Source organism: Aestuarium sp., from assembly GCF_023253315.1.
GTDB classification, from domain to species: domain Bacteria; phylum Pseudomonadota; class Alphaproteobacteria; order Rhodobacterales; family Rhodobacteraceae; genus Marivivens; species Marivivens donghaensis.
The window spans coordinates 88,689-106,767 of the sequence record NZ_JALRGW010000004.1 but is presented as its reverse complement, the minus strand read 5'-3'; the positions used below and the strand labels follow the sequence as shown (position 1 = coordinate 106,767).

The 18,079-nt window shown below is 55.8% G+C and carries 22 protein-coding genes; 9 read left to right on the top strand and 13 right to left on the bottom strand.

Annotated features, from left to right (window positions below; translation table 11 throughout):
• The 5 genes from AC1QQ2_RS04265 to AC1QQ2_RS04245 form a co-directional block, all read left to right on the top strand.
• Positions 1–393: EamA family transporter (locus AC1QQ2_RS04265; protein WP_479712212.1), on the top strand; the 393-nt coding region annotated here is incomplete at its 5' end.
• 23 nt (positions 394–416) lie between these two features.
• Positions 417–1,280 carry an ATPase gene (locus AC1QQ2_RS04260; RefSeq protein WP_479712211.1) on the top strand — a complete coding sequence of 288 codons (864 nt, stop codon included), beginning with the start codon at positions 417–419 and terminating at the stop codon, positions 1,278–1,280.
• A gap of 42 nt (positions 1,281–1,322) precedes the next feature.
• On the top strand, positions 1,323–2,246 hold the full coding sequence (locus AC1QQ2_RS04255; protein ID WP_249943947.1) for a homoserine O-succinyltransferase: 924 nt from the start codon (positions 1,323–1,325) through the stop codon (positions 2,244–2,246).
• A gap of 89 nt (positions 2,247–2,335) precedes the next feature.
• Positions 2,336–3,205: a polyphosphate kinase 2 gene (gene ppk2 / locus AC1QQ2_RS04250; protein WP_479712210.1), complete on the top strand. Its 870-nt coding sequence runs from the start codon at positions 2,336–2,338 to the stop codon at positions 3,203–3,205.
• On the top strand, positions 3,198–3,815 hold the full coding sequence (locus AC1QQ2_RS04245) for a TetR/AcrR family transcriptional regulator (RefSeq protein ID WP_105235060.1): 618 nt from the start codon (positions 3,198–3,200) through the stop codon (positions 3,813–3,815). Before ppk2 ends, AC1QQ2_RS04245 begins: the two co-directional genes overlap by 8 nt.
• Before the next feature lie 56 nt (positions 3,816–3,871).
• Here AC1QQ2_RS04245 and rpsI read toward each other — a convergent pair whose 3' ends face one another.
• The 3 genes from rpsI to AC1QQ2_RS04230 form a co-directional block, all read right to left on the bottom strand.
• The gene (gene rpsI / locus AC1QQ2_RS04240) at positions 3,872–4,351 is read right to left on the bottom strand and encodes a 30S ribosomal protein S9 (RefSeq protein ID WP_067545105.1); all 480 of its coding nucleotides are present in this window, start codon (positions 4,349–4,351) and stop codon (positions 3,872–3,874) included.
• A 3-nt stretch (positions 4,352–4,354) separates the two neighbouring features.
• Positions 4,355–4,813, bottom strand: coding sequence for a 50S ribosomal protein L13 (gene rplM / locus AC1QQ2_RS04235; protein WP_067545108.1), 459 nt, complete (start codon positions 4,811–4,813; stop codon positions 4,355–4,357).
• 150 nt (positions 4,814–4,963) lie between these two features.
• The gene (locus AC1QQ2_RS04230; protein ID WP_479712209.1) at positions 4,964–6,340 is read right to left on the bottom strand and encodes an aminotransferase-like domain-containing protein; all 1,377 of its coding nucleotides are present in this window, start codon (positions 6,338–6,340) and stop codon (positions 4,964–4,966) included.
• 90 nt (positions 6,341–6,430) lie between these two features.
• On the opposite strand from AC1QQ2_RS04230, the gene AC1QQ2_RS04225 reads away from it, so the two are divergent.
• Positions 6,431–6,658 carry a DUF1127 domain-containing protein gene (locus AC1QQ2_RS04225; protein WP_479712208.1) on the top strand — a complete coding sequence of 76 codons (228 nt, stop codon included), beginning with the start codon at positions 6,431–6,433 and terminating at the stop codon, positions 6,656–6,658.
• Positions 6,659–6,703: 45 nt separating this feature from the next.
• Here the strand turns inward: AC1QQ2_RS04225 and AC1QQ2_RS04220 are convergent, their stop codons facing one another.
• The gene (locus tag AC1QQ2_RS04220; RefSeq protein ID WP_479712207.1) at positions 6,704–7,123 is read right to left on the bottom strand and encodes a PaaI family thioesterase; all 420 of its coding nucleotides are present in this window, start codon (positions 7,121–7,123) and stop codon (positions 6,704–6,706) included.
• Between the two features lie 57 nt (positions 7,124–7,180).
• Here AC1QQ2_RS04220 and AC1QQ2_RS04215 point away from each other — a divergent pair, with 57 nt between their 5' ends.
• Positions 7,181–7,969: an enoyl-CoA hydratase gene (locus tag AC1QQ2_RS04215; RefSeq protein ID WP_479712206.1), complete on the top strand. Its 789-nt coding sequence runs from the start codon at positions 7,181–7,183 to the stop codon at positions 7,967–7,969.
• Here AC1QQ2_RS04215 and AC1QQ2_RS04210 read toward each other — a convergent pair.
• Genes AC1QQ2_RS04210 through AC1QQ2_RS04200 form a run of 3 tightly spaced genes read right to left on the bottom strand, consistent with a single transcriptional unit; the run spans position 7,960 to position 11,383 of the window.
• Positions 7,960–9,429 carry a carboxypeptidase M32 gene (locus tag AC1QQ2_RS04210; RefSeq protein ID WP_479712205.1) on the bottom strand — a complete coding sequence of 490 codons (1,470 nt, stop codon included), beginning with the start codon at positions 9,427–9,429 and terminating at the stop codon, positions 7,960–7,962. The genes AC1QQ2_RS04215 and AC1QQ2_RS04210 overlap by 10 nt on opposite strands.
• Before the next feature lies 1 nt (position 9,430).
• Entirely contained in the window at positions 9,431–10,585 is a 1,155-nt protein-coding gene (ctaA, locus tag AC1QQ2_RS04205; protein ID WP_479712204.1) for a heme A synthase, read from the bottom strand.
• Positions 10,586–10,642: 57 nt separating this feature from the next.
• Positions 10,643–11,383: an RNA methyltransferase gene (locus tag AC1QQ2_RS04200; RefSeq protein ID WP_479712203.1), complete on the bottom strand. Its 741-nt coding sequence runs from the start codon at positions 11,381–11,383 to the stop codon at positions 10,643–10,645.
• A gap of 140 nt (positions 11,384–11,523) precedes the next feature.
• Between AC1QQ2_RS04200 and AC1QQ2_RS04195 the strand changes: the two genes are divergently transcribed.
• Positions 11,524–12,147 (top strand): thiamine phosphate synthase, encoded by a 624-nt coding sequence (locus AC1QQ2_RS04195; protein ID WP_479712202.1) that lies wholly within the window; start codon positions 11,524–11,526, stop codon positions 12,145–12,147.
• A gap of 1 nt (position 12,148) precedes the next feature.
• On the opposite strand, the gene olsA is transcribed toward AC1QQ2_RS04195, so the two are convergent.
• The 3 genes from olsA to AC1QQ2_RS04180 all read right to left on the bottom strand — a co-directional run bounded on the left by olsA (position 12,149) and on the right by AC1QQ2_RS04180 (position 14,046).
• Positions 12,149–12,985: a lyso-ornithine lipid O-acyltransferase gene (gene olsA, locus AC1QQ2_RS04190; RefSeq protein WP_479712201.1), complete on the bottom strand. Its 837-nt coding sequence runs from the start codon at positions 12,983–12,985 to the stop codon at positions 12,149–12,151.
• Entirely contained in the window at positions 12,982–13,749 is a 768-nt protein-coding gene (gene olsB, locus AC1QQ2_RS04185) for an L-ornithine N(alpha)-acyltransferase (protein WP_479712200.1), read from the bottom strand. Before olsB ends, olsA begins: the two co-directional genes overlap by 4 nt.
• Positions 13,750–13,860: 111 nt before the next feature.
• Positions 13,861–14,046 (bottom strand): DUF3553 domain-containing protein, encoded by a 186-nt coding sequence (locus AC1QQ2_RS04180; protein ID WP_105235051.1) that lies wholly within the window; start codon positions 14,044–14,046, stop codon positions 13,861–13,863.
• A 20-nt stretch (positions 14,047–14,066) separates the two neighbouring features.
• Between AC1QQ2_RS04180 and AC1QQ2_RS04175 the strand changes: the two genes are divergently transcribed.
• Positions 14,067–14,648 carry a histidine phosphotransferase family protein gene (locus tag AC1QQ2_RS04175; protein ID WP_479712199.1) on the top strand — a complete coding sequence of 194 codons (582 nt, stop codon included), beginning with the start codon at positions 14,067–14,069 and terminating at the stop codon, positions 14,646–14,648.
• On the opposite strand, the gene AC1QQ2_RS04170 is transcribed toward AC1QQ2_RS04175, so the two are convergent.
• From AC1QQ2_RS04170 to obgE, 3 genes are read right to left on the bottom strand one after another with little or no spacing between them, the layout of a single operon-like run.
• On the bottom strand, positions 14,645–15,901 hold the full coding sequence (locus AC1QQ2_RS04170; RefSeq protein ID WP_479712198.1) for a glutamate-5-semialdehyde dehydrogenase: 1,257 nt from the start codon (positions 15,899–15,901) through the stop codon (positions 14,645–14,647). The two genes, AC1QQ2_RS04175 and AC1QQ2_RS04170, sit on opposite strands and share 4 nt — an antisense overlap.
• Positions 15,902–15,915: 14 nt before the next feature.
• Positions 15,916–17,025, bottom strand: coding sequence for a glutamate 5-kinase (proB, locus tag AC1QQ2_RS04165; protein ID WP_479712197.1), 1,110 nt, complete (start codon positions 17,023–17,025; stop codon positions 15,916–15,918).
• Positions 17,013–18,050, bottom strand: a complete 1,038-nt coding sequence (gene obgE, locus AC1QQ2_RS04160; protein WP_479712196.1) for a GTPase ObgE — start codon at positions 18,048–18,050, stop codon at positions 17,013–17,015. The genes proB and obgE overlap by 13 nt, the downstream gene beginning before the upstream one ends.
• Positions 18,051–18,079: the final 29 nt, after the last annotated feature.

Sequence of the window (18,079 nt, the reverse complement as noted above, 5' to 3'; positions counted from 1 at the left end):
ATCATCTCGCGCCGCACCCTACGTGGGCTCCAGCCTGAGGTTGCGAGTGCAGGCATGCTGACGGGTGCTGGCCTCATAATGATCCCCCTCGCCTTGTGGACAGACGGCGTGCCTGACTTTTCCTACAGTGGTCGCAGCATCGCAGCGGTTCTCTATCTCGCGATTATGGCGAGTGCGGTGGCCTATCGGCTTTACTACATCGTCCTAACGACCGCAGGCGCTGGCAACCTGAGCCTCGTAACCCTTCTGATCATCCCCTTTGCGATCTGCCTTGGTGCCGTGGTTTACGGAGAAACACTAGACTGGCACGCCTATGTGGGCTTTATGGTGCTGACTCTGGGGTTGGTCGTTCTTGACGGGCGGCTGCCGATCGGCAAAACCCCAAAGCATTAAGCCCGATCAACGAACCGGACACCATGATTTACGAAACCGCAGACGATTGGCGCAACGCGCCCAACAAACACATCCTCCTGTTTGGCATGTCCGGACTGGGCAAGACATATGTGTCTAACCTTCTGCGAGATCAGGGGGAGTGGTTCCATTACAGCGTCGATTACCGCATCGGCACGCGGTATATGGGCGAATATATCGCTGACAACGCCAAGGCCGAGGCGATGAAGGTACCGTTCTTACGGGATCTCTTGATGTCGGATTCGATTTACATCGGGTCAAACATCACGTTCGAGAACCTGTCGCCTGTGGCCTCTTACCTCGGCAAACCTGGTGATCCGAACAAAGGTGGCGTTCCGATCGATGAATATCGCCGCCGTCAGGATCAGTTCCGCCGCGCCGAAATCGACGCCCTGATGGACACGAGCTATTTCATCCGCCGTGCGCAGTCTCTTTATGGCTATCCGAATTTCATTTGCGATACGGGTGGATCGATCTGCGAATGGGTTGATCCGGATGACGCGAATGATCCGATCATGACCGCGCTGGCCAAAGAATGCCTCTGCGTATGGATTGAGGGCTCTGACGCGCATATCGATGAACTTTGCCGTCGGTTCGACAAAGCGCCAAAACCGATGTCCTATCAGCCAGAGTTTCTGATCAAGGCGTGGGCCGACTATCTGGCTGAAAAATCGGTGTCGCCTGACGATGTGAACCCCGATGATTTCATCCGCTGGACCTACCGCAAAGCTCTCGATCATCGTCAGCCGCGGTATCGGGCCATGGCTAATCGCTGGGGCATTACGGTGAAGGCTGAAGATATCTACGCCGTCCGCTCTGCCGGAGATTTCCAAGAGCTTATCGCCCGCACCCTTGAGGCTCGCGCTTAACGGGACTACATACCGCCTCTCAACACTATCAGGACCAGACCAATGCCTATTAAACTCCCCGCCAACCTTCCTGCCTTCGACGTTCTGACGAACGAAGGTGTGATGGTCATGTCGGATGAGCGGGCTGCAAAACAGGATATTCGTCCTTTGCGGTTTGGGCTGTTGAACCTGATGCCCAAGAAAATCCAGACAGAGAACCAGTTTGCGCGTCTGTTGGGGGCAACCCCGATTCAGATCGAACTGTCGCTGATCCGGATGTCAGAACACGAGACGCGCAATACCGCTGCCGAACACATGGCTGAATTCTACCGCCCCTTCCAAGAGGTGAAGGCCAGCGGCGAAAAATTCGACGGTTTGATCATCACTGGTGCGCCCATCGAACACCTCCCGTTCGAAGAGGTAACCTATTGGGACGAACTGAAAGAGGTCTTTGAATGGACCCAGACCAGCGTTCAATCCACCTTTGGCGTCTGCTGGGGTGGCATGGCGATGATCAACTATTTCCACGGTGTGCAAAAACACATCCTGTCGGATAAGGCTTTCGGCTGCGTGCGTCACACCAATTGTCAGCCTGCCTCGCCCTACCTGCGTGGGTTCTCTGATGATCTGGTGATGCCAGTGAGCCGCTGGACGGAAATGCGCCGTGATGAAATTGAACCGATCGATGGGCTCAATATTCTGCTTGATAGCGCAGAAACGGGACCTGCATTGGTCGAGGACCCTGCGCATCGCGCGCTCTATATCTTTAACCACTTCGAATACGACAGTGGGACGCTCAAAGAAGAATATGACCGCGATGTTGCAGCTGGCAAGCCTATCAACGTGCCTGCGAACTACTATCCCGACAATGATCCGTCGCGGGCGCCGCAGAACCGTTGGCGGAGCCATGCTCACCTGCTGTATGGCAACTGGATCAACGAAGTTTACCAGTCGACGCCATATGATCTGAACGATATCGGCAAATAATCCAAAGGCGGTCCCTGTGGCCGCCTTTTTTGTGTCGATTGAACTACGTCGCTGTGCCCGCCATAGTGGTTCAAAAGACGGAGCAAGACATGGAACTACCCTTCGACGGAGCCATCAGCGCATTTTTCAACAACGACGCCCCCAAAGAGGTGCGCAAAGCCATTGAAACCGCTGAGAAAAACGCAATTCTAGACGCCTCTTTTCCTTACGATGAGGAAATGAAGAAAAAGGACTACGAGGACGAGATGGAAGCCCTCCAGATCGAACTCGTCCGTTTGCAGAACGCGATTAAGGAAAGCGGTGATCGTATTGCCATCGTGTTCGAAGGGCGCGATGCCGCGGGCAAAGGTGGCACCATCAAACGGTTCCGCGAAAATCTGAATCCCCGTGGCGCGCGTGTGGTTGCGCTCTCTAAACCGACCGAGGTTGAGGCCGGCCAATGGTATTTCCAGCGCTACGTTGAACAACTGCCGACCGCTGGCGAAATCGTGTTCTTTGATCGCAGTTGGTATAATCGTGGCGTCGTCGAAAAGGTCTTTGGGTTCTGCACCGATGAGCAGCGGGACAAATGGTTCGAACAGGTTGTTCCGTTTGAACAGATGCTCGTCGACGAAGGGATCAAGCTCTTTAAAATTTGGCTGAATGTTGGTCGTGCCGCGCAGCTTCAGCGGTTCCTCGAACGTGAGAAAGACCCGCTAAAGCAATGGAAACTCTCATGGATTGACGTTGAGGGTCTAAAGAAATGGGATGAATATTCCGAGGCGATCGGTGAAACCCTGACCCGAACCCACACCGAACAGACTCCGTGGACTGTTGTTCGCTCTGACGACAAAAAACGCGCCCGATTGAATGCGATCCGTGCAGTCTTGACCCAAATCGACTATCACCGCAAAGACACGAACAACATCGGGCAGATTGACCCGAAAATCGCAGGCGGTCCTGACATCTGGAATGGTTAAACGCGGCTATCATCACGGAAACCTGCGCAGTGCGTTGGTCGACGCCTGTCTCAAGCTGATTGAGGAAAGGGGTCCGACAGGCTTTACCCTGTCCGAGGCCGCCCGTGAGGCAGGTGTAACCCCTGCTGCCGTTTACCGTCACTTTGACGGTCGCGAAGCATTGATCGCGGAAGCAGCCCGTCAAGGGTATGAGATTTTCGGCGATCTGATGGAGCACGCCTATAATAAAGGTCAGCCTACCGCGTTGGCTGCGTTTGAAACGACGGGACGTGCCTACCTCGCTTTTGCACGCAAATTCCCGGGCCACTACATCGCGATGTTCGAAAGCGGCGTATCAATCCAGCGTGATCCCGCACTAGCTGCAGCCTCTAAACGTGCGTTGGGTGTGATGGAGAAAGCCGCCGAGGACCTAAGCCAGCACATCCCCGCTGACCGCCGCCCACCGCCGCAGATGTTCAGCGCACATATCTGGGCCATGAGCCACGGCGTTGTTGAGCTATTCGCGCGGGGGTCCCCTGGGACCAAATCACCCTTCCCACCTGAGGACCTGCTCGAAACGGGTATTGGGGTCTATTTACGCGGTCTGGGACTTCTACCGCCTGACAGCTGACACAAATGAAAAAGGGCACCCGAGGGTGCCCTTTTCCGTAAGTCGCAAGAAACGAATTAACGCTTCGAGAACTGGAACGAACGACGAGCTTTACGCTTACCGTATTTTTTACGTTCAACAACGCGGCTGTCGCGGGTCAGGAAGCCAGCAGCTTTCAGAGCACCACGGAGCGACGGATCGTACAGCTGGAGAGCTTTGGAGATACCGTGCTTAACAGCGCCAGCCTGACCAGTCAGGCCGCCACCTTTAACGGTCGCCATTACGTCGAACTGGCCTTCAACACCAGCGATCTGGAACGGCTGACGCAGGATCAGCTGAAGAACCGGACGTGCGAAGTAAACAGCCATTTCTTTGCCGTTTACGATCACTTTGCCAGAACCCGGTTTAACCCAAACGCGAGCGACAGCGTCTTTACGCTTGCCGGTTGCGTAGGAACGGCCCAGTTCGTCGCGAACAGGTTCACGCGGTGCGTCTACTTCTACAGCGGTGCCAGCGGCTGCTGCGAGATCTTCGAGCGAGTTGATTTGATCGGCCATCGATTAGACCCTCGTGTTTTTCTTGTTCATCGACTTAACGTCGAGAACTTCAGGCTTCTGAGCTTCCATGCCGTGTTCGGCACCAGCGAAGACGCGCAGGTGGGTCATTTGCTTGCGCGACAGACGGTTGCCCGGCAGCATGCGCTTAACAGCTTGCATGACGACGCGCTCGGGGTGTGCGCCCTCGAGGATCTGACCGGTGGTGCGGGACTTGATGCCGCCCGGGTGGCCAGTGTGCCAGTAGTTCGGCTTTTCGCGCTTGTTACCAGTCAGCTGAACTTTGTCAGCGTTGATAACGATCACGTTGTCACCCATGTCCATGTGAGGGGTGAAGGACGGCTTGTGCTTACCGCGCAAGCGCATGGCGATGATCGAAGCAAGACGGCCCAGAACAACGCCTTCAGCGTCGATCAGGATCCATTTTTTATCGATATCTGCCGGAGTAGCAGAGAAGGTTTTCATATTACACCATTGCTGGTTGGGGGCATTACGGCCCCGTTCATTCGGATGGGCGGGTTATATAGGCCGCGAAAATCCAGTCAACAGCAATTTACACGAAATAAATACGTAAAATCAGTTACTTAAAATTAAGGTATTATTTTACCCCATGATTTAGACCGTAATTCTCTCGGGTGGATGGTCCAAAAGGTCTCTAAGCCCCCTTAGGGCCGTCTCAAACCGTTCGATAGCGATTCCTCCGTTCAGGGCAATCCGCACCGCTTGAACCCGTCGCCCGTCGCGCGGCCCGAATTCTTCGGCGGATTTGAGGAAGATCCCCTGCGCCTCTGAGCTTCGGCAAAATTCACCGCTCCGCCACCCATCAGGGAGTTCAAGCCAAATGAACGGCACGTTTTCTTGCCACCGCACTTTATATCCACCGAGAACGTTCAGCGCCATGCGCATACGGTCCGCCATGTGTGCACGTGTCGATTTCAAAATCGCAGGCATTTCGGGGTGGTTCTGGACATAAGCATAAACCGAGGTGATCGCGGTTGGTACGCCGAACGAGTTAAACGTGACCGAGCGGATAAACGCGTTCAGGTGTCCTTCGGGTGGTACGACGAACCCAATCCGAAGGGCCGCAGAGATCGATTTAGACGGAGATGTCGTATACCACGCCAGTTCGGGCACATATTGGCGATAGCTCGGCCCGATGAAGGGACCATTGCGATAGCTGTCGTCGTCGATGATGTGTACACCATAGCGACGGCAAAGCTCTGCAATTTCTTGGCGCCGTTTGAGTGAGGTCGTCATCGCAGTTGGATTGATCACATCGGAACAAGTCGCGTAAACCTGAACGCCGTGGTCGATCACCAGCCGTTCAAATTTATCGAGCCGAGGTCCCTCCTCGTCCCATTCGACCGAAACTGTGGGCGCACGGCAGAGCTCCGCCGCGCGACGGAATCCAGCATAGGTCAGTTCATCGACCATCACGACAGGCGACGATCCCTTAAGCACGGTCTGGAAAATCATCACGATCGAATGCTGACCACCATGAGTGATAACCACGTTGTCAGGAGAGAATTTGCCAATCGGAAAATCTTTGCTCGCGTTATAAAAGGCCACATGCGCATCCCGATGGTTCTGACGCACGGGATAGCGAAGCAGCAATTCAGAGGCCGCTGTGTCGGCGTATCTGTGAAACCCGTCCCGAATAAGGTCTGTCTGACCAAGGTCAGGAAGCCGCGGACTAAGCAGCGTCGCCCCCATATCGGTGACTTCTTCGAATTGTACCACTTTCTGCTCTGGTACAAATGTCCCACGCCCTACCGCAGCATCGAGGAAACCCGCGTCAACAAGGTTCTTATATGCCCGCGCCACTGTGCCCGGAGTGACCTTGGCCTGCCACGCTAAGTCACGCACAGGTGGCAGTTTATCACCGCATTTTAACGTTCCACCCCGCACCGCCTGACGAATGGCGACCTCAATCGCGCGATATTTCGGTCCGTCGGCTTGTGTTAAATCGGGTAGCCAAATTGTATCGGTCACAATGTATTCCTCGACACGCATAGCGTGGTTTTGTATCGATTATATACGGCACAATGCCACATTGTATCAATACAAGTAAAGAGAAAGATGATGACACTGGTATCCCACCACCTCCCGCTGAACACGATGATTATTCCTGCTCCCACGACCCTCGCGGCACGTGCGCTGGTATCCATCGCGGTCAAGGTAGAGACGTGGTCGATGCGACGCCAAACCCGTCAACATCTGCGCGACCTGCCTGAACATGTTCTGTTCGATATCGGCCTCACCCGCGAGCAGGCAAAGCTTGAGGCTGCGAAATACTTTTGGAGGGCCTAATCCCCGGCTCTTCCTGTACCTGGGCGGGGACTTCCCCGCCCCTTTTTATTTCGGCGGTATCGAATAGGTCAGCGAGGCACGTGCTACAGCCTGATCGCTGCCTTCCGAGAACAGCAAACAATCACCCACAGCCAAAACACGGCCCAGTTTCAAAAGCCGAACATGGCACAGTAGATCACGACCTGCTTCGGGTTTGCGCATGAAATCAATGCTGCAATTCGTGGTAACCGACAACGCCTTTGGTCCGATCATCGCAAGGATCGCCAAATAGACCGACACATCGGCCAGTGCGAACATTGACGGGCCAGAGACGGTGCCACCGGGTCGCAAATGTTCTTCGCGAACGTTCAGGCGAATGACGGCTTCCATTTCACCAATGGATTCAATGGTAAACATCCCGTCCACTTGGGAAAAATCCGACGCTAAGAACTGCGTCAATGCGTCTTTGTCCATGGCCAACGGCATAGTTTCCTCCCTCGCTCGTCTGCCCTAAGGTGACCGCAGGGAAGAGGAGGAAACAAGATGGCCTTGCTAGAACGTAGCGTCACAGGTGCGGTGCTGAACCTGACTATGAATGCACCGGAAAAGCTCAACGCGCTCTCGGACGAGATGTTGGCGGAACTGCAATCGACGCTGGATGAGGTCGCGATGGACCGTTCCATTCGCGTCATCACACTGGCCGGTGCAGGTAAAGCGTTCTGCGCGGGTCATGATCTGAAACAGATGCAAGCGGGTCGCGCTGCTGCAGACGGCGGTGCGGCGTATTTCAAGGACCTCTTTGATCGCTGTACGAAACTAATGCTGACCATCCAGCAGATCCCACAGCCTGTCATCGCCAAACCGCATGGCATCGCGACCGCTGCGGGCTGTCAATTGGTTGCGACCTGCGACCTCGCTATTGCTGCCGAGGGCACACGTTTTGGCGTGAATGGCGTGAATATCGGTTTGTTCTGTTCGACCCCAATGGTCGCCCTCACCCGCAATGTTCATCGCAAACAAGCGTTCGAGATGCTCACCACTGGTAAATTCATCAATTGTGATGAAGCCGTAGAGTATGGTCTGATCAACCGCGCTGTTCCGCATGACGACCTTGATGCGGCGGTTGATGAATTGGCCAATACCATCGCGTCGAAATTGGCGAGCGCGGTTCAGATCGGCAAACGTGCGTTCTATGATCAAGCCCAGATGACGACCCAAGACGCCTATGCCTTTGCGGGCGACGTTATGGTGCGCAATATGCTAGACCGTGACACCAACGAGGGCATCACGGCCTTTATCGAGAAACGCAAACCAGACTGGGATCAGAGCTGATACAGGTCAGAGAATTTAGCTTCGAGATAATCAAGGAGCGGAGCCTCTGTTGGCTCTGCTCCAATCGCGCGACGGATCGTGTCGCGCGGTTCATAGAGGCCACCGTGCTGTTGCAGGTTGTCACGGAGCCACCCCGTCGCCGCCGCCAAATCACCCCGTGACAGATCATCATCGAGGTTGGGAACAGCCTTGCGCAATGCCGCATGTAGGTTGCCTGCATAGACGTTGCCCAGCGAATAGGTCGGGAAGTAGCCGAACAGACCAACAGGCCAATGCACGTCCTGAAGAACGCCATTCGATGCCTTATCGACCGCATAACCAAAGTCCGCTTTGAAACGGTCGTTCCATGCAGCCTCTAGGTCGTCAATCTCTAGGTCACCGCTGATCAATGCGCGTTCGAGATCGAACCGCAGAAGAACATGCAGATTATATTGTAATTCGTCGGCTTCAGTGCGGATGTAGCCACGGTTCACACGGTTCACGGCGGCATAAAATCCGCCCTCGTCCGCGATCCCGAAATCACCGAACGCATCGCGCATTTTACCAAAGAGCCAGCCCGTGAACGCACGGCTGCGCCCGAGTTGGTTTTCGTAAATACGGCTCTGACTTTCGTGGACGCCCATCGACACACCACCACCCAGTGGGGACAAAAGGTAGGCCTGATCAATGTTCTGTTCGTAACAGGCGTGCCCGACCTCGTGGATCGTTGAATAGAAGCAGTTAAACGGATCGTCAGCAGCTGTGCGGGTCGTGATACGAACGTCATTGCCAGACCCAGAGCTGAACGGGTGCACAGCCTTATCGATGCGGCCACGGGACATGTCGTAGCCAAAGGTTTCCGCGAGAAGTGTCGACAGTTTTAACTGTGCGACCTCATCAAAAGTGCCCGTCACGCCCGCTGGCTGCGGCTGGGCCAGAACGGCCTCGCGCAGCGCGACGAGACGCGGACGCATCGCATCAAACATCGCAACCAGATCAGCAGCTTTCGCACCCGGTTCGTAATCATCGAGCATCGCGTCATAGATATCGCCGCCATTGGCGAGCGCGGCACCCTCTTCGCGTTTCAGGCGCAGCACCTCTTTAAAGGTCGGCGCGAAGGCGGCGAAGTCATTGTTAGACAGTGACTCGGCCCAGATGCCTTGGGATTTCGACGTGACCTTTGCAATTTCAGCGGCGAGTTTCGCAGGCACTTTCATCGCGCGGTCATAGCTGCGACGGATTTGACGCAACATGGCAGTTGCGACCTCGTCCTTTGCCTCTGCGGTTGCCAGCCATTCACCAACCCGAGGGTCCGTGCGGCGCGCGTGCAGGACACCTTCAATCGCTGCGAATTCTTCACCCCGCTGATCAGCCGATCCGCGTGGCATCATCGTTTCCTGATCCCAGCCCAGACGCCCCGCGATTTGAGCGAGAGCTTGGGTTTCGCGATCAAAGGCGATCAGTTCATCATAAGCAGTCATGTCACGCCTCACGAATGGATTGGGCCAGCGGGTAACGCGCCAGATAACGGCCACGCAGGATGAGAACCCAAAGTGCAATCGCACCGATCTGGTGGGTGATCGCGACATGCAATTGCGCTTGATACAGCACGGTCATGATGCCGAGAACCATCTGCACCACCATCATCGCCATCACGGCGTTATAGGCAAAACGGGTCTTACCGTTCGGCGATTTGCGCGCACGAAGCCAAACGACGATGCCATAAATGAACAACAGATAACCCGACATCCGGTGGATGAACTGCACGAGGCCTGCGTCCTCAAAGAAGTTCCGCCACATCGGGGTCAGCTGGAAGGGATCGGGCGGCAGGAACCCATCGCCCATTAGCGGCCATGTTGGGAAGGCGCGGCCCGCATCAATACCTGCAACCAACGCACCAAGGATAATTTGCAGAAACGCGAAATGCATCAGGCCCGTGCCCATCCCAAACAGTTTCGCATTTGCGGACCGACGCGCCTGCATCAAATCAGCCTCAGTGCGGCCCATCTGGAACGTAAACCACGCAGTGAACCCGAGGATCACGAAGGCAAGGCCGAGGTGCGTCGCAAGACGATAGGACGCCACATCGGTGCGGCCAATTTCTTGAGCTGTTTGGTCAAGGCCTGAATGAACCATCCACCAGCCAATAGCGCCTTGAAGACCGCCAAGCACGCCCAAGAGGAACAGACGTCCTGTCCAACCTGTCGGAATGTTTTTTGTCAGCATGAATCCAAAGAAGCCGAGCGCCCAAACGAGGCCGATAAAGCGACCAAGCTGACGATGGCCCCATTCCCACCAATAGATGAACTGGAACTCGCTTAAGCTCATGCCTTTGTTCTGCAAAAGGTATTCGGGGCTCGTTTGGTATTTTTCAAACTCGACCGCCCAATCGGCCTCGTTCAGCGGCGGGATAGCCCCCATGACAGGGTTCCATTCCGTGATCGACAAACCGCTATCGGTCAAACGTGTGAGGCCACCGACGACGATCATCGACGCGACGAGCGCGAAAATCACCATGAGCCAAACGCGGATAGCACCACGTGCGCCGCGCCGTTTGGCGTCGATCTGTCCCGGTGCTGCGGTTTGTTTCGGGGCTTCGCCCACGTCCTCGAACAATTTGCGCGGTGTTTGCGCCATGCCGGCCTCCTTCGATGTTGCGGGGAACCTAAGTCGCAGGAGGCATCACGGCAAGGGCTAGCCGCGGTCCTTCCAGCGGACCATCTGACGCATGATGCCATGTAGGATCTGCACATCCGGACGGGTGAGCGGCATACGGCTCCAAAGGTTACGTAGATTGGTCTTCATATGAGGCGCTTTGTCCTCGGGGAAAAAGAACCCTGCCTGTTCGAGGTGAGTCTCATAATTCTCAGCAAGTTTTTCAACTTCGAGCTGGGTCGCCCATTCGTTCGGGTTATCCAGCCGTTCGTGAACAATTTCAGTCGAGGCGCGACGCCATTCATATCCCACGAGCAAAACACATTGCGCGAGGTTCAGCGACGAAAACTCTGGGTTCACAGGGACGTTGATGATCGCGTTGGCAAGAGCGATATCTTCGTTTTCCATCCCCGCCCGTTCAGGACCAAACATCACAGCGACCTTCTGGCCGTCGTTGATCCGTCTTGCGGCGTCCTGCATCGCAGCCTCTGGCGACATGACGGGTTTCGTCAAACCACGCGGTCGTGCGGTCGTGGCATAAACGTATGTGCAATCCTCAACGGCCTGAGCGGTGGTTTCATACACCTGCGCTTCGTCCAACAAACGCCCTGCCCCAGATGCCATCGCGACCGCATTCGGGTTCGGCCACCCATCACGTGGTGTCGTCAGGCGCATCAGATCGAGCCCAAAGTTCCACATCCCCCGCGCCGCAGCACCGATATTTTCACCCATCTGTGGGCGGATCAGAACAAAGGCGGGCTGAGGCTGGCCAGTGGGCATCGGGATCATCCTTTCAGGTTTCCTGTGCCTGATACGCAAGGCGGTTCCCCGAGACAAGCCAAAGCACCCTCTTCCTAAGGCGCAAAAGCATCGTTATATGACCACAAACCGATGTTAACGGGCCAGAATTGGGGACCATGATGACCGACGCAGCCGACCTTCCGCAGCTTTACCTCATCACACCGACCGATTTTGAACTGTCGACCTACCCTGACATCCTTGGTTCTGTCCTCGACGCCCAAGAAATCGCCTGCGTGCGTCTGACCCTTGCGACCCGCGATGAGGATCGCATTGCGCGTGCTGCGGACGCCCTGCGTTCTGTCACGATGGAACGTGACGTCGCACTGGTGATCGACACGCATATGATGCTCGTTGAACGGCTCGGCCTTGATGGTGTGCACCTGACAGATGCAGCACGGTCGGTCAAAAAGATGCGCAAGGAACTGGGCGAGGATGCAATCATCGGCGCGTTCTGTGGCAACAGCAATCATGACGGTATGACGGCGGGTGAGTTGGGCGCGGATTACGTCAGCTTTGGACCCGTTGGGAAAAGCCCGCTGTTTTCTGGTGAAACAGCCCCGCTCGACCTGTTCCAGTGGTGGTCGCAAATGATCGAAGTACCTGTGGTCGCCGAAGGGTCGCTCGACGTTGATCTGATCCGCCAACTGACGCCCTTCACTGATTTCTTTGGCATCGGTGATGAGATTTGGACCAGCGACGATCCAGTTGCAGCGCTGCGCACTCTTGTCGCTGCGATGTCCTAACTCAGGCGTCGAGGATACCTGCCTCGGCCAAAGGTTTACGAACGATAACCTCTAGATCGCGAGCGAGAGCTTTGCGATCTAAGTAATCCGCGACCTTTACAGGATCATGATAAACCACAGTGACCGACCCTTGTTTCGGGGCGGTCAGAACAGCCAAAAAATGCTGGCCGAAATCCATGTTGCCCCACCAACCATATTGACGAATATCGGCACCATCGGCGGCGCGATAAACCATCGTCACAGGCTGGATGGATAGCGTCTCGCGCATTTCATCGGCAAGGAAAGCGGCAAACAGCGTCGGTTTGAACGGCAATAGAACGCGCCCATCGGTCGACGTCCCTTCGGGGAAAAACAGCAATTTGTGACCGTGTGATATGCGCTCTTGGAACTGCGTGATCTGCGCTTTGGCATCCTTACGATCGCGACGGATAAACACCGTGCCCGTTGCCCGTGCCAGCCACCCAATGCCGGGCCAATTCGCGACCTCGGCTTTGGAGACGAAGTAGATGCGCTTGCTGGCATTCAGGATGAAAATATCCATCCAACTCACGTGGTTCGCGACCACAGCGCCCGGCCCTTTCATCGGTTCACCAATAACACGGTAATCAATACCGATCAGGCGCAGCGTGTTCCGACAAACAAACAGCGTGATAAAGGGCGTGACAGGACGATCCATTCCACACAGCGGACGTTCAACCAACCGCACCAGCAAAAGAACAAATAGCCCGCCAAAGACCAATATTCCGATCAAAGGGGCCTTTAAGGCAAATCGCAGCCAACCGAGCGGTGTGATTTTGATATCGGGCGGCGGTAACTCTGGCGACCAATTGGTGATCATCGGCGCGCACCCCGATCATAGAGCGCTTTTTGCGATGCATTGAGCCGTTCCGTGTCGAGGATCAGGCAAACATCCGTCGTGTTGAATTCATGATCAACAAAGGCCCCGTCCCCAACAAAACCGCCGATCTTTAGGTAGGCTTTGATCAGCGCAGGCACGTCACGCATAGCGGCCACGCGGTCAATCTGCTTCGGATCAATGAGTGTCATTGGCTGATAAATTTGCGACCGCACACGTAGACTTTCGGGCGCCATGTGGCGATCGGCAAGCAGCGATAAAGCGGGCGCAAGGCGTTCGATGTCTGTCCCATGAAACGACGCAACGCCGAAGAGAACTTCAATCCCATGCTCGACCACGTAGTCGGACAGCGCGTTCCACATCAGCATCATACCCTGTCCACCGCGATAGTCTGCTGCGAGGCACGACCGACCAAGTTCTAGCAGTTTTCGCCCCGAGGCAATCAAGGGCGTGAGGTCATATTCACTCCGCGAATAGAAACCGCCCGCAGCATCTGCCATGTCCGAACGGAGCAACCGATAAACACCGACAACGCGTTCATGGCCCGTCTTGTATTCGTCAATGAGCAGCAGGTGATCGACAAAGGGATCGTAGTGATCCGCTTCAATCTTTGCATCGTGGTCCACCATCGGACCTGTGGCGCCGAGCTCTTCAACAAAGACGCGATACCGTAAATGTTGCGCCGCGCGAACGTCGTCTTCGGTCTGGGCCAGCCGAACGGTCAAACAATCAATGGTTGCGGTCATGGCTGCGTTTACGGTTAGGTCAGGGTGCACGACTTTTAGGCGGTTTGTTGCCGCAAAATCAAGGGCGGCGGCATGGTTACCTTCTGTTAACCTTTGCCGCCTATCCCCGAATTAACTTGGATCAACGGAGACCAACATCAACATGACGCGGTTGCCATCGATCACCACTTTGCCTTGGTCAGGGAAATTTACGGTCACACGGCCAGCGATATTGGACTGCACCTGCCCAACGCCCCAATCCGGCTGCCCAGGATGACGCACGAGCATTCCTGGCTCTAATACTGAATTCAAATCCATCTTTTACCTTTCGGACCGTAATGACCAACGACACAGACATCGCCGCATTGATCGGATCGCGCATTTGCCATGATCTTGTGAACCCCCTTAGCGCAATCAGCAACGGTGTGGAACTCCTCGAACTGTCGGGTGCACCGCAAACGCCAGAAATGGCGTTGATCGCGGAAAGCGTCACGGCAGCTATGGCGCGGGTAAAGCTGTTTCGCCTCGCGTTTGGTCCGTCGGATTGTGCGCAAACGATATCACGTTCAGAGGTAATCACCCTGCTGAGCGATGTCTCGAAATCAGGTCGATTGAGCTTTGACTGGCAGATTGCCCAAGACCTGAAACGTTCTGAGGTGCGTTTGTTGATCCTCGCCGCGCTCTGCATCGAAACTGCGACGCCATTGGGCGCTGAAGTTGAATTCAGGCAAACGTCCGCAGGGTTCGAGATCCAAGGCAGAGGGCGCAAAATCGCAATCGACACTGCCCTCTGGTCGTTTGAAGGCGTTGGACTGTCCGCAGCTCAGGTGCAGTTCGCGCTCTTGCCTCGTGTCGCGCAGAGTTTGAACCGCACTGTAACCTATACGGCGACAGACACTGAGCTAACGGTCGCGGTTTAACTGCGAACCGCACCGTCCGATGTCACAAGGTATTTAAAGCTGGTCAGTTGCTCGGCCCCAACAGGTCCACGCGCGTGCATCTTTCCCGTTGCGATACCGATCTCTGCACCCATCCCGAATTCACCGCCGTCGGCAAATTGCGTCGACGAGTTGTGCATCAAGATCGCGCTATCGAGCCGCTCAAAGAACCGCGCCACGGCCGCCGCATCCTCGGTGATGATGCAATCGGTGTGGTTCGACCCGTATTGACGGATATGCGCAATCGCGCCGTCAACGTCATCGACGATCTTAGCCGCGATATCCATGTCGAGGTATTCGCGGCCCCAATCGTCGTCGGTCGCAACGTCAGTACCGTTCAGCCCCTCGCCTGCATGAACACGAACACCTTTGTCCATCAACGCATTGATCAGATCAGCGCCCAGTGATTGCGCGACGTCTTTGTGGATCAGCAGACATTCCGCAGCACCACAAATCCCAGTGCGGCGGGTTTTCGCGTTAAGAACAACGCGAAGCGCCTTTTCGGGATCAGCAGATTTGTCAATGTAGATGTGAACGATGCCTTCGAGGTGGGCAAAGACAGGCACGCGAGCCTCACGCTGGACGAGACCGACAAGGCCCTTGCCACCACGCGGGACGATCACGTCGATATAGTCGACAGCGCGCAACATTGCGGCCACGGCCTCACGGTCACGGGTCGGGATCAGTTGAATCGCATCTTCGGGCAGTTTCGCGGTTTTCAGGCCCGCAACCAAACATTCGTGGATGGCGCGTGACGAATGGAAACTCTCGGACCCGCCGCGCAAAATCACCGCATTGCCCGATTTCAAACAAAGCGCGCCCGCATCGGCAGTCACGTTCGGGCGGCTTTCGTAGATAACGCCAATCACGCCCAACGGAGTACGCACACGTTTGATATGAAGGCCATTGGGCTGGTCCCATTCGGCAAGAACGGCCCCCACGGGATCTGCCTGCTCCGCAACAGAACGAAGCCCGTCAACGATACCGCGAATGCGATCTTCGTTCAGCATAAGGCGGTCCATCATCGCAGGGCTCAGACCCTTTTCGCGACCGTAGTCTAGGTCTTTGGCGTTCGCCTCAATGATCTTTGCGCGGTTGTCCCAAACAGCATAGGCCGCACCAATCAACGCAGCGTGTTTACGTTCCGCTGACGCGTGACCGAGTTCTGCACTGGCAGCGCGGGCACGCTTACCGATATCGGCCATCATTTCTGCAATGTTTACGATATCTGTCATAGCCTTACGTCCCTTTATTGAACCACCATATCGTCCCGATGAACGAGAGCTGCGCGGCCCTTATATCCTAAAATTTCTTCGATATCAGCGCTACGCCTACCAATGATCTGAAGCGCTTCTGCGCTTGTGTATCGCGTGAGGCCAATGCCGATCGCTTTACCCGTATCCGTCACAATCGCGACGGGTTCACCGCGACCAAAAGCGCCGCGCACGATCCGAACGCCAGCGGGCAAGAGGCTTTTGCCAGCCGACAACGCCGTCTCTGCCCCTGCATCAACAACGAGTTCGCCTTTCGGCTTCATCGCGGCAATCCAGCGTTTCCGCGCGGCTTGTGGGTCATCATGCGCGGTAAACCATGTCACCGTCGCGCCATCCTCCAGCGCACGAAGCGGATTGATCCGTGATCCCAGCGTAATCGCCATCGCACACCCCGCTTCGGTCGCCATTCGCGCGGCAAGGAGTTTGGTAATCATGCCGCCTTTGGACAGGCCGGAGACACCATCCCCCGCCATCGCCTCAATCTCGGGCGTGATGCGGTCGATGAAATCGTATCTCGTGGCCGTTGGATCGAGGTTCGGGTTACCGTTGTAGAAGCCATCCACATCCGACAGCAGGATCAACTGATCCGCACCGCAGGTTACAGCAACTTGGGCCGCCAAACGATCGTTGTCACCATAACGGATCTCATCGGTCGCAATCGTATCGTTTTCGTTCACGATCGGCGTCACGCCCAACGAAATCAGGGTTTCCATCGTGGCACGCGTGTTCAGATAACGGCGACGATCCGCGCTGTCCTCAAGCGTAACCAGCACCTGCCCCGTGTGAATGCCGTGAGGTGCCAGCACCTCTTCGTAGGCACGGGCAAGTTTAATCTGCCCAACGGCTGCTGCAGCTTGGCTCTGTTCCAAGGGCAGCGGTCCACGCGGCAGTCCCAGAACCTCGCGGCCAAGCGCGATAGAGCCAGAGGACACTAGCACAACATCAATGCCAGAATGACGGAGCCACGCGACATCAGTTGCCAAGGACCGTAGCCAATCAGATTTCAGCGAACCGCTATCCCGATCAACGAGAAGCGCCGAACCAATTTTGACAACAACGCGTTTTGCGCTGCTTAGGGTCGCCACGGTTCATCCTCCTGACTGGCCTCAAACTCTTCGGCATTGCGGTCATCAATCTCGCGACGCAGGGCACGCAGAACGTCTTGAACGCCTTCGTTCGAGACACCCGACATCAGCATGACAGGTTCGCCCGTCACTTTTTCGAGTTCTTCTTTGATGAACTGGCGTTCTTCTTCGTCGAGCGTATCGATTTTATTCAAAACGGTAACGCGCGGCTTATCGGCGAGATCGCCGCCATACGCTTCAAGTTCTTCAAGAATGATCTCGTAATCCTTGATCGGATCACCTGACGACCCATCAACAAGGTGCAAAAGCACCGCGCAACGTTCTACGTGGCCGAGGAACATATCGCCTAGACCACGGCCCTCGGACGCGCCCTCAATCAGCCCCGGAATGTCAGCGACAACGAATTCGTGACCGTCAACGCCAACAACGCCAAGGTTCGGAACCAGCGTGGTGAACGGATAATCCGCGATTTTCGGACGCGCGTTCGAGGTTGCCGCAAGGAAGGTCGATTTACCTGCGTTCGGCAGACCAACAAGACCCGCGTCCGCGATGAGCTTCAACCGCAGCCAAATCGTGCGTTCGATGCCAGCAAGACCCGGGTTCGCAGAGCGCGGTGCTTGGTTCGTAGCAGATTTAAAGTGAAGGTTGCCGAAACCGCCATTGCCGCCTTTGGCAAGGATGACGCGCTGACCGACCTCGGTCATGTCCGCGATCAGGGTCTCTTCATCTTCGTCAATAATCTCGGTTCCGACGGGAACGCGCAGAATGATATCGTCACCCGACGGACCCGTGCGTGCACGGCCCATACCGGGCGTTCCGTTTTGCGCAAAGAAGTGCTGCTGGTAGCGGAAATCGATCAGGGTGTTCAGACCTTCAACCGCTTCTGCAATCACGTCACCGCCGCGACCACCGTCACCTCCGTCAGGTCCACCGTATTCGATGAACTTTTCACGGCGGAACGACACGGCGCCATTCCCCCCACTACCGGAGCGAATATAAACTTTGGCAAGGTCGAGGAATTTCATCGGAACGGCTTTCAGGTTTTACAGCGCCT